This is a genomic window from Nocardia rhamnosiphila NBRC 108938 (genome assembly GCF_000720425.1).
In the GTDB taxonomy this organism is placed as follows: Bacteria; Actinomycetota; Actinomycetes; order Mycobacteriales; family Mycobacteriaceae; genus Nocardia; species Nocardia rhamnosiphila.
This window is the reverse complement of sequence record NZ_JOAJ01000001.1, coordinates 578,244-592,472: the sequence shown is the minus strand read 5'-3', so window position 1 is coordinate 592,472 and position 14,229 is coordinate 578,244. Positions and strand designations below refer to the sequence as shown.

15 protein-coding genes are annotated in these 14,229 nt (G+C 69.1%); 14 read left to right on the top strand and 1 reads right to left on the bottom strand.

The features are described 5' to 3' along the window. Window positions 1–61: 61 nt before the first annotated feature. The 14 genes from IG75_RS0102795 to IG75_RS0102730 all read left to right on the top strand — a co-directional run bounded on the left by IG75_RS0102795 (window position 62) and on the right by IG75_RS0102730 (window position 13,315). Window positions 62–1,204, top strand: a complete 1,143-nt coding sequence (locus IG75_RS0102795) for an acyl-CoA dehydrogenase family protein (RefSeq protein WP_030519542.1) — start codon at window positions 62–64, stop codon at window positions 1,202–1,204. 101 nt (window positions 1,205–1,305) lie between these two features. After that, window positions 1,306–2,094 (top strand): enoyl-CoA hydratase/isomerase family protein, encoded by a 789-nt coding sequence (locus IG75_RS0102790; RefSeq protein WP_030519541.1) that lies wholly within the window; start codon window positions 1,306–1,308, stop codon window positions 2,092–2,094. Window positions 2,095–2,131: 37 nt separating this feature from the next. After that, on the top strand, window positions 2,132–2,500 hold the full coding sequence (locus IG75_RS0102785) for a Zn-ribbon domain-containing OB-fold protein (protein ID WP_030519540.1): 369 nt from the start codon (window positions 2,132–2,134) through the stop codon (window positions 2,498–2,500). Further along, window positions 2,497–3,648: a thiolase family protein gene (locus IG75_RS0102780; protein ID WP_030519539.1), complete on the top strand. Its 1,152-nt coding sequence runs from the start codon at window positions 2,497–2,499 to the stop codon at window positions 3,646–3,648. Before IG75_RS0102785 ends, IG75_RS0102780 begins: the two co-directional genes overlap by 4 nt. A 16-nt stretch (window positions 3,649–3,664) precedes the next feature. Further along, window positions 3,665–4,873, top strand: a complete 1,209-nt coding sequence (locus tag IG75_RS0102775) for an acyl-CoA dehydrogenase family protein (RefSeq protein ID WP_030519538.1) — start codon at window positions 3,665–3,667, stop codon at window positions 4,871–4,873. After that, entirely contained in the window at window positions 4,870–5,820 is a 951-nt protein-coding gene (locus IG75_RS0102770) for a phosphotransferase family protein (RefSeq protein ID WP_030519537.1), read from the top strand. Before IG75_RS0102775 ends, IG75_RS0102770 begins: the two co-directional genes overlap by 4 nt. A 30-nt stretch (window positions 5,821–5,850) precedes the next feature. Beyond that, on the top strand, window positions 5,851–7,053 hold the full coding sequence (locus IG75_RS0102765) for an acyl-CoA dehydrogenase family protein (RefSeq protein ID WP_030519536.1): 1,203 nt from the start codon (window positions 5,851–5,853) through the stop codon (window positions 7,051–7,053). After that, entirely contained in the window at window positions 7,050–7,805 is a 756-nt protein-coding gene (locus tag IG75_RS0102760) for an SDR family NAD(P)-dependent oxidoreductase (RefSeq protein WP_030519535.1), read from the top strand. Before IG75_RS0102765 ends, IG75_RS0102760 begins: the two co-directional genes overlap by 4 nt. Before the next feature lies 1 nt (window position 7,806). Continuing rightward, the gene (locus IG75_RS0102755) at window positions 7,807–8,598 is read left to right on the top strand and encodes an SDR family NAD(P)-dependent oxidoreductase (protein WP_245713117.1); all 792 of its coding nucleotides are present in this window, start codon (window positions 7,807–7,809) and stop codon (window positions 8,596–8,598) included. Continuing rightward, entirely contained in the window at window positions 8,598–9,641 is a 1,044-nt protein-coding gene (locus IG75_RS0102750; protein ID WP_030519533.1) for an NAD(P)-dependent alcohol dehydrogenase, read from the top strand. Before IG75_RS0102755 ends, IG75_RS0102750 begins: the two co-directional genes overlap by 1 nt. Before the next feature lie 70 nt (window positions 9,642–9,711). Continuing rightward, complete coding sequence (locus tag IG75_RS0102745; protein ID WP_030519532.1) at window positions 9,712–11,226, top strand: class I adenylate-forming enzyme family protein; 1,515 nt, start codon at window positions 9,712–9,714, stop codon at window positions 11,224–11,226. A gap of 43 nt (window positions 11,227–11,269) precedes the next feature. Continuing rightward, window positions 11,270–11,893, top strand: coding sequence for a TetR/AcrR family transcriptional regulator (locus IG75_RS0102740; RefSeq protein ID WP_030519531.1), 624 nt, complete (start codon window positions 11,270–11,272; stop codon window positions 11,891–11,893). Window positions 11,894–11,963: 70 nt separating this feature from the next. Beyond that, window positions 11,964–12,299 (top strand): EthD family reductase, encoded by a 336-nt coding sequence (locus tag IG75_RS0102735; RefSeq protein ID WP_030519530.1) that lies wholly within the window; start codon window positions 11,964–11,966, stop codon window positions 12,297–12,299. Beyond that, window positions 12,296–13,315 (top strand): MBL fold metallo-hydrolase, encoded by a 1,020-nt coding sequence (locus IG75_RS0102730; protein WP_030519529.1) that lies wholly within the window; start codon window positions 12,296–12,298, stop codon window positions 13,313–13,315. The genes IG75_RS0102735 and IG75_RS0102730 overlap by 4 nt, the downstream gene beginning before the upstream one ends. Before the next feature lie 199 nt (window positions 13,316–13,514). On the opposite strand, the gene IG75_RS0102725 is transcribed toward IG75_RS0102730, so the two are convergent. After that, entirely contained in the window at window positions 13,515–13,988 is a 474-nt protein-coding gene (locus IG75_RS0102725) for a type VII secretion system-associated protein (RefSeq protein ID WP_162183770.1), read from the bottom strand. Window positions 13,989–14,229: the final 241 nt, after the last annotated feature.

Below are 14,229 nucleotides of genomic sequence, written 5' to 3'. Positions count from 1 at the left end.
GTCGAGACCGCGAACCGCTAGGCTCGGTTTGCCGAATTGAACTCAAGTCAACCGGAGAATCATGTCCCCGACCTCAGCAGCTGCCGTCGAAGTTCCCTGGCCGCGGGCGGAACCGGCGGCCCTCACGCCCGGCCCCGAACAGGAACAACTGCGCGAAACACTGCGGGCGCTGCTCGCCAGGCACAGCGGTATCGACCAGGTCCGCGCGGCTGCGGAATCCGCGAGCGGATACTCCGAACCGCTGTGGCGACGTCTCGTCGACGAGATGTCGGTGACCTCGCTCGCCGTTCCGGAGGAACAGGGCGGGCTGGGCTACGGCACCGCCGAGCTGGCCGTCGTCCTCGAGGAATGCGGCCGGGCCCTGGTCTGCGAGCCCGTGATCAGCTCGGCGATCCTGGGCGTTCAGGCACTGCTGCCGGGCGCCGGGGAGCCCACCGAACTCTTCGCCGAGGTCCTCGCCGGCCGGTCGCTCGCCACCGTCGGCACCCTCGATCCGGCGACCGACGCACTGCGGGCCCGTCCCGAAGCCGGCGCCTGGCACGTCGACGGCACGGTCACCCACCTACCGGGCGGCGAGACCGCCGATATCGTGGTGGCCTCGGCGGATACCCCCGCGGGCCGCCGCCTCTTCGCCCTGCGGCCCGGTCCGGAGGCCGTCCGTAGCCCACGCCGGGTCTTGGACCCCACCCGCAGACAGGCCGACCTCACCGTCCGCGACTGCCCGGCCGTCGCATTGACCACACCGGAATCGACACCCGCCGCCGTCGCGCGGCTGCACGATCTGGCCACGCTCGCCACGGCCTGTGAGAACACCGGCATCGTCGAGCACCTGCTGGATCTCACGGTCGACTACGTCCGCACCCGCCGGCAGTTCGGGCGGCCGATCGGCTCCTTCCAGGCCGTCAAACACCGACTGGCCGATCTACTGGTCGAGCTGGAACGCGCGAGATCGGCGTCCCGGTATGCCGCCGCCCTGTACGCCGAGGACCCCGACTCGGCACGACTGGCCGTGGCGGTGGCGGGTGCCGTGTGCACCGACGCGGCCGTACTCGCGGCCTCCGAAGCGGTGCAGTTGCACGGCGGCGTCGGCTTCACCTGGGAGCATCCCGTGCACTCCTATTTCCGGCGTGCGCTCGGAAACGAAGCAGCACAAGGCGATTCGCGCACCCATCGCGCGCGCATCGCCGATCTGATCGGCGCCTGACCGACCCGGACCGGCGCGGAACTCTGTATTGACGCCCTCCGCGCCGTCGAGTACAACTGAAGTGAATCCAGTTCAATAACGGACAATGAAAGAGGCCCCCGATGGTTGACACCGACCACATCGTCCTGGAGAAAGACGGCGAGATCGCGCGTGTCTGGCTCAACCGGCCGCACAAGAAGAACGCGGTCACCGTGGAGCTGCTGCACCGGCTCGATGAGATCATCGTCGAGGTCGACAACGACCCCGAGCTGAAGGTCCTCGTACTGCGCGGCCGGGCCAACACCTTCTGCTCGGGCTTCGACCTGGACGAACTGCGGGAGAACTACGTCGGCAAGACCAACGCGATGGATGTCGCGGTGCTCTCGGCGAAGGTCTGCGACCGCCTGTACTCGATGAACACTCCGTCGGTGGCGGTGCTGGAGGGCTACGTCACCGCGGGCGGCTTCGAGCTGATGATCTCCTGCGATTTCGCGGTCGCCGCCGACGACGCCAAGATCGGCGACTTCCACATCCGCCGCGCACTCTTCGGTGGCGCGGGCCCGATCTACCGCCTGCCGCGCATGATCGGTATCCGCAAGACCAAGGAGCTGATGCTCACCGGCAAACTGCTTTCGGGCAAGGAAGCCGAGGCCTTCGATCTGATCAACGCCTCCGCCCCGGCGGCCGAACTCGATGCGCTGGTAGCCGATTTCATCGCGCCGATCATCGATAAGAGCCCGTTCGCCATGAAGCTCACCAAGATGACCATCGACCGCGGCCTGGATGCCGATATCCAGTCGCTGATGGTGATGGAACATCTGGCGGTCGGCAACGCCCTGCAGTCCGAGGACGCGCGCGAGGGTGTCAACGCCTTCCTCGAGAAGCGCGAACCCAAGTGGGTCGGTCGCTGAACCAGCGATCGGCGGACCGACCATAGGAAGGAACGACATGGGTGAGCAGGTGAAACCCGTATTGGAAGGCAGTAGGTGCCGGGAGTGCGGCACGGTCGGGTACCCGGCGAGCGCGATCTGCGCGCGCTGCGCCCGGCCGGCCGCCGACCCGCTTCCGCTCAGCGGCGACGGGGTGGTCTGGGCCTACACCGTCCAGCGGTTCCCACCGAAATCGCCACCGTATGTCGTTCCCGCCGAGGGGTTCACCCCGTACGCGGTCGGCTATGTCGAACTCCCCGAGGGGATCAAGATCGAGGCGATTCTCGACTGCGACGATTTCGCCGCCCTGGACCGGGCGCCGGTGCGACTGGTCGCGGTCACACCGGTCCCCCGGTTCACTACCACCCAGCAGAGCGAGGACCGGTGACAGAGCAGGTTTCGATCATCGGAAGCGGGCTGTCGCGCTTCGGCCGCCGCCCCGGGGTCAGTGGGCGGCAGATGGCGGTCGAGGCGATCACCGCCGCGGTGGCCGACGCCGGACTGTCCTGGCCCGATATCCAGGTCGCGTTCGGCGGCAGCGACGGGTCGGGACTGGCCGACACCCTGGTCGCCGAACTCGGTTTCACCGGTATCCCGTTCACCAATGTCAAGAACGGCTGCGCGACGGGCGGCAGCGCGCTGTTCTCCGCGGTCAACGCGGTGCGGTCCGGCGCCGCCGAGATCGCGCTCGCGGTCGGCTTCGACAAACATCCGCGCGGGGCGTTCGACCCCGACCCCGCCGACTGGGGTCTGCCCGAGGGCTACGGCGCGGCCGGACTCATGGTGACCACCCAGTTCTTCGGCGCCAAGATCGGCCGCTATATGCGCGAGCACGATATCTCCGCGGCGACGCTGGCGAAGGTCGCCGAGAAGGCCTACCGCAACGGCAGCCGCAATCCCAATGCCTGGCGGCGGGAGCCGATCCCGGCAGCGCAGATCGCCGCGGCGGATATGGTGAACGATCCGCTCACCAAGTTCATGTTCTGCTCCCCCGGCGAAGGGGGCGCGGCCGTGGTCGTCGCGAGCGAGGCCGCCGTGCGCCGGCTCGGCGGGCGCCCGGTGCGATTGCGGGCGATCAGTCATCGCACCCGGCGCTTCGGCTCCTTCGAGGTGTTCAGCCCCGCGGTCCAGGGCACCGGGGAACCGACCAGCGTCAGTACCGATGCCGCCACGGCGGCCTTCGAGCAGGCCGGGATCGGACCCGGCGAGATCGACGTCGCCCAGCTCCAGGACACCGAGAGCGGCGCGGAGATCATGCATATGGCCGAATGCGGGTTCTGCGAGCACGGCGCGCAGGAGGGACTGATCGCCGCGGGCGCTACCGAGATCGACGGCCGGCTGCCGATCAACACCGACGGCGGCTGTATCGCCAACGGCGAACCCATCGGCGCCTCGGGGCTGCGGCAGGTCCACGAGATCGTCACCCAGCTGCGGGGCGAGGCGGGCGAACGACAGGTGCCGGGCGGCCCGCGCCTCGGTTTCACACACGTCTACGGCGCTCCCGGAATCAGCGCCTGCACGGTCCTTTCGGTTTGAGGGCGAGGAAAACGCAGTGAGTACACAGACACTTCCGGATCTCGCCGAGTTCACCGAATCGGCCCGGGACTGGTTGCGCGGCGTCGCCGCGCCCCGCACCGAAGCAGCCTGGGGTCACGGTGACGATTCGGTCGCCGTATTCGAGAACTGGACCGCCGCGGAGGAGCGGCGGCACACCGACGCGATCCGCGACTACGAGCGCACCAAATTCGATGCGGGCTGGGGGGCGCTGAACTGGGCCGCCGAATACGGTGGGCGCGGGCTGCCGATGTCCTATGTGCTCGCGTTCCGGCGTGCCGAAGCGGAGTTCGAGGTACCGCGGCGAACCGAAATGTTCTCGGTCACCCAGCAATTGGTGGCGCCGACCATCGAACAGTGGGGTACGCCGGAACAGCGGGAGCGCTATGTCCGAGCCATGCTGCGCACCGATCTCATCGCCTGCCAGCTCTTCTCCGAAACCGAGGCCGGCTCCGATCTGGCCGCGGTACGGACCCGGGCCACCCACAACGCCGACGGCACCTGGACCCTCGACGGCCACAAGGTCTGGACCTCGGGCGCCCGCGTCGCCGACCTGGGCGTGGCGGTGTGCCGGACCGATCCGGCGGCCGCCAAGCACGCGGGGCTCACCGTATTCCTGGTCCCCATGGATGCCGCGGGTGTCACGGTCCGCCCGATCCGGCAGATGACCGGCGGCAGCTCGTTCAACGAGGTCTACCTCGACGGCGTGGTGATCGACGACGGGCTGCGGCTCGGACCGGCCGGGAAGGGCTGGCCGGTCGCGCTGACCGTGCTCGCCGCCGAACGCCTGGACGGCGCGACCCTGGGCCTGGCCAATGCCGACCAGGCGGTGACCCTGGCCCGCAATCTGGGGCGCGAGCTGTCCGACCTGGAACGCGACCGGGTCGCCGACCTGGTGACCCGCAGCTATGTGCAGCGGGTGGCGGGTATGCGGGTCGCCGCGGCGGTGGTCGCGGGCCGCGACCCAGGACCGGAGGCCTCGGCGGGCAAGCTGCTGGCCACCGACACCATGGCGCGCACCTCGGAGGTGGTGCGGCTGCTGCTCGGCCGCGACCTCGGCGCTGATTCGGGGCGCTGGGGAACCTACGCCTGGACCGAGCACGTCCTGGGCGCACCCGGCTACCGGATCGCCGGCGGCACCGACGAGATCCAGCACAACATCATCGCCGAGCGGGTACTCGGCCTGCCCAAGGAGCCACGCCCATGACGCTGGAACACCGGGTCCGCGACCGGCTGGCCGCCGAGCTCGGGGACGAACTCACCGCCTTCGAACGCCTACCGGGCGGCCATTCGGGACTCACCTACCGGGCGGTGACGACCGGCGGGACCTATGTGGTGAAAGCCGTACCCGAGGGCCGCGAACCCATCGGCCGCCACGATATGTTGCGCCAGGCCCGGATCATGCGCGCGCTGGCGCCGACCGGGGTCCCGGTGCCGCGCATCGTCGTCACGGACGAGAGCGAACCGGCCTGGTTCGCCATGGAATTCGTCTCCGGCGAATCGCTGGAACCCGTACTCGACGATCCGGCCGTGGCGCCGGATCTCGCCGCGGCCCGGATGCGCCGCGCGGCCGAGGTGCTGCCCCGGCTACACGCGGTCGCTCTCGACGCGGTGCCCGGAATCGAACCCGCGCTGACCCCCGCCGACGAACTGGCCCGCTGGGCCCGCACGCTCGGTGCGGTACCGCCGGAGCTGGTCACCGGCGGTGACCGTCTGCTCGAACTACTCGGCCGCCGCGTTCCGGAACCCTTGGCACCCGCCCTCGTGCACGGTGACTACCGGCTCGGCAACATCATCGCCGCGGGCACCGAACCCGTCGCGCTGATCGACTGGGAGATCTGGAGCGCCGGCGACCCCCGGGTCGAGCTCGGCTGGTTCCTGGTCTTCGCCGACGGCACCAATTTCCCCGGCGTGGGCCGCACGGTGCCCGGGCTGCCCAGTGCCGCCGAACTGGTGGAGCTGTACCGCGCGGGCGGCACCGACCTACCGGAACTGCCCTGGTTCGACGCGCTCGGCCGGCTCAAGATGGCCGCCATCATGGGCCACAACCTGCGACGGCACCGCGAAGGCCGGCACCACGACCCGGACCAGGAAAAGCTACCCGCGACCATCGACCGCCTCATCGAGACCGGGACCGCGCTGCTCGCCGGTTGAGGTCTCCTCCCCCAGTTCAGGAGCCGCACTGTGGATTTCTCCTACTCCGCCCGCACGGCGGACCTGCTCGACAAGCTCGGCCGATTCATGGACGACCACGTCTATCCGGCCGAGCGGGTCTACGACGAGCAGATCGCCGCGGCGGACAATCCGCACGAACAACCGCAGATCATGCGGGAATTGCAGGCCCGGGCCCGGGAACTGGGTCTGTGGAACCTTTTCATGACCCACGACGGATTGGGCGCCGGACTCACCAATCTGGAATACGCGCCGCTCGCCGAAATGGTCGGCCGGTCGATCATCGGTAACGAGGCGATCAACTGTTCGGCGCCCGATACCGGGAATATGGAAATCCTGGCCATGTTCGGGACCGAGGAACAGAAGGAGCGGTGGTTGCGGCCGCTGCTGGATTGCGAGATCCGGTCGGCTTTCGCCATGACCGAACCCGCTGTCGCCAGTTCCGACGCCACCAATATCACGTCGACCATCCGCCGCGACGGCGACGATTACGTCATCAACGGCCGAAAATGGTATACCTCCGGAATTCTCGACCCGGATTGCAAACTCGTGATCTTCATGGGCAAATCCGATCCGGAGGCGCCGACCTATCGACAGCAGAGCATGATCCTGGTCCCCGCCGACGCACCGGGCGTCGAAGTTCTGCGGGACCTGCCGATGTTCGGTTTCCACGACCGGCTCGGCCACGGCGAGGTCCAGTTCACCGATGTCCGGGTGCCGGCGGCGAATATGCTCGGCGCCGAAGGCGACGGATTCGCCATCGCGCAGGGCCGGTTGGGCCCGGGCCGGATGCACTACGCCATGCGGGCCATCGGAATGGCCGAACGCGCCCTGGATCTGATGTGCCGGCGTGCGCTGGAGCGCACCGCGTTCGGGGGTCCGCTGGCCGACCGGGGTGTGGTGCGGGAGTGGATCGCGCGCAGCCGGATCGAGATCGACCAGATCCGTCTACTGGTCCTGAAGTCGTCCTGGCTGATGGACACCAAGGGCAACGCGGCGGCGCGCTCGGAGGTCGCCGCGATCAAGGTGGCGGCCATGGAGGTGGCACACACGGTGGTCGACCGGGCGGTCCAGACCTTCGGCGCGGCCGGGGTCAGCAACGACACCGTGCTGGCCCGGATGCACGCGATCACCCGGGCACTGCAGATCGCCGACGGCCCCAACGAAGTACATCTGCGCACCATCGCGCGTCTGGAGTTGAAAAAGCACCGATGAGCACAACGGATCTGACCGGAAAGGTCGCGCTGGTGACCGGCGCGAGCCGTGGACTCGGGCTGGCGATCGCCCGCGGGTTACGGGATGCCGGCGCCACGGTAATCGTCTCCAGCCGCAAACTCGCGGCCTGCGAGGCGGCGGTCGCGGCCCTGGGTGACGGCCCCGGCAGCGCGCACCCGCTGGAACTGCACGTGGGCAGGTGGGACGGCATAGAACCCGCCGTCGACGGAATCATCGCCGAATTCGGCGGCCTCGACATCGTGGTCAACAATGCCGGGATCGCCCCACTCGCCGAGAATCTGGCGGCGGTGACCGAGGGCCTGTGGGACAAGACCCTCGAGGTGAACCTGAAGGGACCGTTCCGGCTGATGGCTGTCGCGGGGGCCCGGATGGCCGCCGCCGGCGGCGGCTCGATCATCAATATCTCCAGTATCGGCGCGGTCCGGCCCAGCCCGCCCGAGGCGATGTACGCCGCGGCGAAGAACGGTCTCAATGCGCTCACCATGGCGTTCGCACAGGAATACGCCCCGTCGGTGCGGGTGAACTGTGTGATGCCGGGCGGGTTCGCGACGGATATGGCCGAGCACTGGGACGACGAGTTCGTCGGCAAGATCGTCGACCGGCTCCCCGCGGGCCGGCTGGGGCGGCCGGAAGAGATCGCCGGGTTGGTCGTTCATCTGGCGAGCGAGGCCGCCGGGTACACGACCGGGGCCGTGATCCCGGTCGACGGCGGCCGGACGGCGGTGTACTGAGGTGGGTACGCAGCCGGGCGATCCGGATATCGCCACGCCGACGAGCCTGTTCGATCTGAGCGGACGCGTCGCCGTGGTCACCGGTGCCTCGTCGGGCCTCGGGCTGGGCTTCGCCCGCGTGCTGGCCGGCGCGGGCGCCACCGTCTACGCGGCCGCCCGCCGGGTGGACCGGCTGACCGAACTGGCGCGAACGGATTCCCGGATCGTGCCGGTGCCCTGTGACGTGACCCGGGACGCGGACCGTACCGCCCTGGTGGACCGCTGCTACACGGAGTCCGGGCGCCTGGACGTCCTGGTCAACAATGCGGGCCGGCCGGGTCCGCCGCAGGCGGAGCAGGAGACCGACGCGGAGTTCCGCGCGATCCTGGAGTTGAACCTGCTCGCCGGTTTCCACCTCGCCACCTACGCGGCGACCCGGCTGCCCGAGGGCGAAGAGGCGTCCTACATCAATATCTCCTCGGTGATCGGCCTGGTTTCCACCGCGCCGATCGGCGGCGCCAGCTATGCCGCTTCCAAGGCCGGAACGCTGGGACTCACCAGGGAACTCGCCGGCCAGTGGGGGCGGCGCGGTATCCGGGTGAACGCCGTGGTGCCGGGATGGTTCGATACCGAGATGACCGATGGCCTGTTCAGCAACGAGAAATCGGCGGGCTGGGTCCGGCGCAACACCATGCTAGGCCGGGGCGGCCGGACCGGCGAGGTGGACGGCGCAGTGCTGTTCCTCGCCTCGGACGCGTCGTCCTATATCACCGGGCAGACCCTGGTGGTCGACGGCGGCTGGACGGCACGCTGATGCTGGCCGTGCAGCTCACCGCCTGGGGCGCCGAACCCGAACTCCGCGAGATCCCCACGCCGCGGCCCAGCGGCGAGGAACTGCTGGTGCGGGTCGAGGCGGCCGGGCTGTGCCGCTCGGATCTGCACATCATGGATTCCGCCGCCGGTGCGTTCGGCTACCCGCTCCCGCTCACCCTCGGACACGAGGTCGCGGGCACCGTGCTCGAGGCGGGCTCCGCGGCCGACCGCCGCTGGATCGGGGAAACCGTGGTGGTCCACGGGATCTGGAGTTGTGGCGGGTGCCGCAACTGCGCGCGGGGGCGGGAGAACTACTGCCTGCGGCTGCGCCCGGGCCCGGACGGCCGGGGAAAAGCGATCGGTAACGGCCTCGGCCATCCGGGCGGGCTCGCCGAGGCGATGATCGTGCCCTCGGCCCGGTTCCTGGTGCCGGCGCGCGGTGTGGACCCGGTGCTCTGCGCGCCCCTGGCGGATGCCGGCCTCACCGCGTACCACGCGGTGCGGCAGCATCGCGACCTGATCGATGCCGGCAGCGTATGTCTCGTGGTGGGAGTCGGCGGGCTGGGCCATCTCGCGGTCCAGATCCTGCGCGAATTCGGCGCCGGACGGATCATCGCGATCGACAACCGGCCGGACGCACTCGGGGTGGCCCGCCGGCTGGGCGTGGACGCGACCTTTCCCGATATCCCATCCGCGACCACCGGCCTGGGCGACGGCGCGGATCTGATCCTCGACTTCGCGGGCGCCCCGGACACCGTGGGTGCGGCCGGGCCGGCGCTCGCGCCGGGCGGGCGCCTGGTGGTGGTGGGCAGCGCGGGCGGGCGACTCGAGGTCGGCAAGGATGTCGGCCTGGCCGCGGGCTGGACCGTGACGGCGCCGTTCTGGGGGCCGCGGTCGGACCTGGCGACAGTGGTCGATCTCGCACGCCGGGGCGCTCTGCACGTCACCGCGGAGACCTTCCCGCTCACCGAGGCGGTCGAGGTCTACCGCAGGCTGCGGTCGGGCGGGATCACCGGGCGCGCCGTCCTGGTCCCACCGGCGTGACAAGCGCATTCCACCCCGCGCGAGCGCGGCGACGAGTAAACAGAGAGCACAGCGGCACGAGGAACGGGCGATGAGAGTATTGGCGAAGGAGATGCTCGAACGGGCACGGCGCACACCGGCGGATATCGCGGTGATCGACGAACTCGGACAGCACACTCTGGGTGAGATCATGAAGGCGGCGAACGTCCTGGCCGAGCGGATAGCGGCCCTCGACGATCGTGCCCCCACGGCACTGATCCAGGCCGACAACACCTGGCGCACCCTGGCCGCGGCGCTCGCGGTCGGGCTGCGCGGCGGGGTGGTCGCCGTGTTCAGCCCGCACGCCACCGAATCGGAGTTCCGGCTCGCGATGGAGGACATCGGTCCCGACCTGGTGATCGGCGAACCCGAGGCGCTGCGCCACTGGGACGTGCCCGCGGAGGTCTACTCGCGCCGCGATACCGCCTTCGACGAGCATCTGCTGCTGGCCCGCGCCACGCCGTTCGAATCCGTCCGGCGCTGGCACGGCGGCAGCGCGATCGCGATGACCTCCGGTTCCACCGGACGGCCCAAATGCGTGGTCCAGTCCGAGGATGCCATCCGCTACGCCTGCCGCAGCACCGTCGACGCGGTCGGGCTGCGCCCCGGCGAGGCCGTGGGCGCGTTCGTCCCCCTGTCCTCGGTGGCCGCGTTCTGCTTCGGTATGTACCTGCCGGCGTTCCTCGGCGCCACCATGGTCACCATCGGTCGCTGGTCCCCCGGCGCCGCGCTCACGGCGATGGCCGAGCACCGGGTGGCGTGGACCATGCTGGTGCCGACCATGGCCCTGCAGCTCTCGGTGGTCGAGGGCAGTGCCGGGAAGCTGTCGGCCATGCGCGCGATGACGGTGGGCGGCGGGCCGATGAACCAGCGGGCGCTGGCCGAAGCCGAACAGAAGCTCGGGACCACGTTCCTGCGGGTGTTCGGTATGTCGGAGTGTCTCGGCCACACCACACCGCGGCTCGACGACCCGCCGGAGATCCGGCTGGGGCGCGACGGCCGCCCGTTCCCGGGCACCATGGTCCGCGCGGTCGACGAGACCGGTGCGGCACTGCCCGCCGGGGAGATCGGCGACGCCCAGGTGAAAGGCCCGTCCCTTTTCGTCGGATACGCCCGCGGGGGCGCCCCGGTGGCGCCCGCGCTCACCGACGACGGATTCCTGCCCACCGGTGATCTGGTGGAGGTGGCCGGGGATGGTTCCATCCGGGTGATGGGCCGGCAGAAGCAGATCATCATCCGCGGCGGGCGCAATATCGATATCAACGAGATGGAGGCGGCGATCGCGGCGCTGCCGGGCGTGGTGCAGGTGTGCGTCGTTCCGGTCCCCGACGATCTCCTCGGCGAACGCGCGGCGGCCCTGGTCGTCACCGATACCGCTGAGCTGACTCTGCCGACGGTGACCGCGCAGCTCGCCGCCGCGGATTTCCCCAAATTCAAATGGCCCGAATACCTGTTCACCGTCGCCGACCTCCCGCAGAATCGGGTCGGGAAATTATCCCGGCCGGACGCGGTCCGGCTCGCCGCGCAACTCGCCGCAGCCGACTCGAGTTCATATCGGGTGGGGTAGAGTTGAAGCATCCACATCGTCGAATCCTGGGGGCACTTCACTCATGACCGTTGATACCGGAGCTCGGCGGGAGAGCCCGCGTTCCAAGCGCGGAAGCATCCTGACCGCGGCGATCGAGCAATTCGGACGAATCGGTTACGAGCACACGAAATGGGCCTCCATCGCCGACGAAGTCGGAATCGGCCAGACGGCGCTGTACCACTATTTCGAATCGAAAGCGCACTGCCTGCTGACCATCATGCGGCTGGAATTGGCCGATTCCGCAGATCGTTTCGTCGCGGCCATCGAGGGTGCGGAAAACCCGGAAATGGCATTGCGCGCGGCGGTGGCCGCGGCATTGCGCGCCGAGCCCATCGACGCGCTGCAGCGACGCATCCTGCAGAACCATATGGATCTGCTCGCCGCCCCCCGGCAGTCCGAGAAAGAGGAAGCCGAACGGCTGCGCTCACGCGAACTGGTCCAGGAGATCGAACAGAACTGGACCGATCTGATCGCCCGCGGTGTCGAGACCGGCGATTTCGCCGGTGACGATCCGCGGGTACTGGGCCGGCTCGTACTCGCCGTGGTGATCAGCGTCTGGCGCTGGTACCGCCCGGACGGCACGCTCACCCTCGCCGAGATCACCGAAACGGTCACCGAGACCGCGGTGCGCATGGTGCGCGCGTAATCACCCTCGGCCGGGGTGCGCACTGTCGCACACCCTACGAAACCGAACAGAATTCAGTTAGGATGCGATCATGTACAACCTCATGGTGCTGGCGGCACGCCCGAGCGATTGGACCCACGACCAGTTCATCGAGTGGTGGCGCGGCGAACACGCCGAGGTCACCTATCCCCTGCCCGGCCTACTGCGCTGGCAGCACACCGAATTGCTCGACAGCTTCGACGAGCGGTCCGCCGGATGGGACGGGCTGTCCATCCTGAGCTTCGAATCCCGGGAGGCGCTCGACGCCGCGCTGGCCGGCCCGGAGTGGAAGGCGGCCGTCCGCCATGTCGGCGCCATGCGCGGTCGGCGCATGATCTGGTACGGCGAGGAACAGACCATGGTGCCATTGGCCGGCAGCGGCGAATGAGTGCCCACTGGGCCGAACCGGGCTGCTATCCGGTGGCCGAGGGTATTCACCGCATACCGCTGCAATTGCCCCAGGACGGACTGCGCGCGGTCAATGTCTACGCCGTCGAGACCGACGACGGGCTCGTCCTGATCGACGGCGGCTGGCACCGCCCACACACCTACGACGAACTCTCCGCCGGACTCGCGCGAATCGGCCGCTCCCCCGGCGAAATCCACGATGTCCTGGTCACCCATATCCACCGCGACCACTACACCTTCGCGGTGGAACTACGCCGCCGGCACGGTTGCCGGGTCCATCTGGGCGCCGGCGAGTCGGTGGGACTCGACGCGGTGCGTACGCTGGGCAGCAATTCCCCGGAGAGCTCCCTGCGCGAACTCCGGCGGGCCGGTGCGGCCGGTATCGCCGCGCGCGCGTATCTCGCCGCCGCCGACGAGCCCTTCGATCTCGCGGACTGGGAAGTACCGGACCACTGGCTGCGGCCCGGCCCGGTATCCCTCGGCGGTTACGAGCTCGAGGTCCTCGAGACCCCCGGACACACCAAGGGCCACACCGTCTTCCACGATCGGCGGTACCGGCTGGTCTTCACCGGCGACCATCTGCTCCCCACCATCACCCCGTCCATCGGATTCGAACTCGGCACCTGGGAACTCCCCCTGGACAAGTTCCTGCACTCGCTGACCCTGCTGCGTGACGACGACGACCGGACCATGCTGCCCGCACACGGACCCCACGGTGGCAGCGCAGGCGCACGGGCCCGCGCGCTACTCGCCCATCACGAGCGAAGATTCGACCAGATACGCACCGCCGTAACCGATCTTGCGCCGTGCACCGGTTACGAAGTCGCGCGGGCCCTGACCTGGACCCGCCGGGAACGCTCCTTCGCCACCCTGGATACGTTCAACCAGATGGTCGCGACCTGCGAAACCATGGCCCATCTGGATGTCCTCGTCACGCGGAACCTTCTCGCCGCCTATGACGTCGAAGGTGTGGACATCTTCCGCCTCGCACACTGAACGTCGGCAGGGAAGCCCTCGCCACAGGCCCGGCAATATCAGCGTGCCGGCAACCACACCGTCGAGATCCCCGCCCGGTACCACGTAGTCGGCGACGACTTCGGCAGATACGCCGTGGGCTCGCGGGTCCGTGAACATCTGCACTGCGGCCGGCGATGTCATCTCGGCCGGTCGACCGAACGACGACCGACACCGGCCTTCACTCGGACGTACGCAGTGCCCGGGTGACCAACCGGAATTGGGCGGGACCGCCGGGATTGACGAGGATGTCGACATCTGGCGGGACGATATCCGCGAGGGCACCTCCCCATATTTTCCGCCAGCGCACCGGGCCGACTCGCTGCTTGTGCACTTCAGCGGTAGCGACCGGCACACAAGTCACACCGTCCGGTGCGGGACCGACCAGCGGCTCGCCCGCTTCGTCGCAACCGATATGGACGATCGAATCACGAATGACCGGGACGATACGGTCGGTCACATTCTCGCCGGCGACCGCGCGCCGCAGGACCGTGTCGATGGGGTCGGTAGGCGTGGCCGCGTCGGAGGGACGGTAGTCGGGATTCGGCTCGAATGGCCCTGCCGCCCCCGACTCGTCGAGTCCCCACCCACCCATGATCGCCGTGGCCGGCGGATTCCCGCCCGCGGCGTCGGCCGTCCACCGGGGATCCAGCAAAACCAGCCAGTCGCCACGTCTGATGGTTCGGAACGCCGGATCCACTGGAGGCCCAACCCTTCGTATCGGAGGCAACGACCCCGACGACATGGACTTTCGACACCTGCCGGGACCGGACTTCTCACCGGACATCCTATGCCCTAACCCGCGCCGTTCTCCCGTGCTGAGAATATTTACCAGCGAGCGCGAAACACGTACAGTAGCCTCACTTTTCAGGGTCCCGCCGGCCAAGGAGCTACCG

Coding starts and splice junctions, on each gene's coding strand:
- IG75_RS0102750 (WP_030519533.1), top strand. CDS start 8,598: ATGCTGGCCGTGCAGCTCACCGCCTGGGGCGCCGAACCCGAACTCCGC.
- IG75_RS0102785 (WP_030519540.1), top strand. CDS start 2,132: ATGGGTGAGCAGGTGAAACCCGTATTGGAAGGCAGTAGGTGCCGGGAG.
- IG75_RS0102795 (WP_030519542.1), top strand. CDS start 62: ATGTCCCCGACCTCAGCAGCTGCCGTCGAAGTTCCCTGGCCGCGGGCG.
- IG75_RS0102740 (WP_030519531.1), top strand. CDS start 11,270: ATGACCGTTGATACCGGAGCTCGGCGGGAGAGCCCGCGTTCCAAGCGC.
- IG75_RS0102770 (WP_030519537.1), top strand. CDS start 4,870: ATGACGCTGGAACACCGGGTCCGCGACCGGCTGGCCGCCGAGCTCGGG.
- IG75_RS0102760 (WP_030519535.1), top strand. CDS start 7,050: ATGAGCACAACGGATCTGACCGGAAAGGTCGCGCTGGTGACCGGCGCG.
- IG75_RS0102730 (WP_030519529.1), top strand. CDS start 12,296: ATGAGTGCCCACTGGGCCGAACCGGGCTGCTATCCGGTGGCCGAGGGT.
- IG75_RS0102735 (WP_030519530.1), top strand. CDS start 11,964: ATGTACAACCTCATGGTGCTGGCGGCACGCCCGAGCGATTGGACCCAC.
- IG75_RS0102790 (WP_030519541.1), top strand. CDS start 1,306: ATGGTTGACACCGACCACATCGTCCTGGAGAAAGACGGCGAGATCGCG.
- IG75_RS0102745 (WP_030519532.1), top strand. CDS start 9,712: ATGAGAGTATTGGCGAAGGAGATGCTCGAACGGGCACGGCGCACACCG.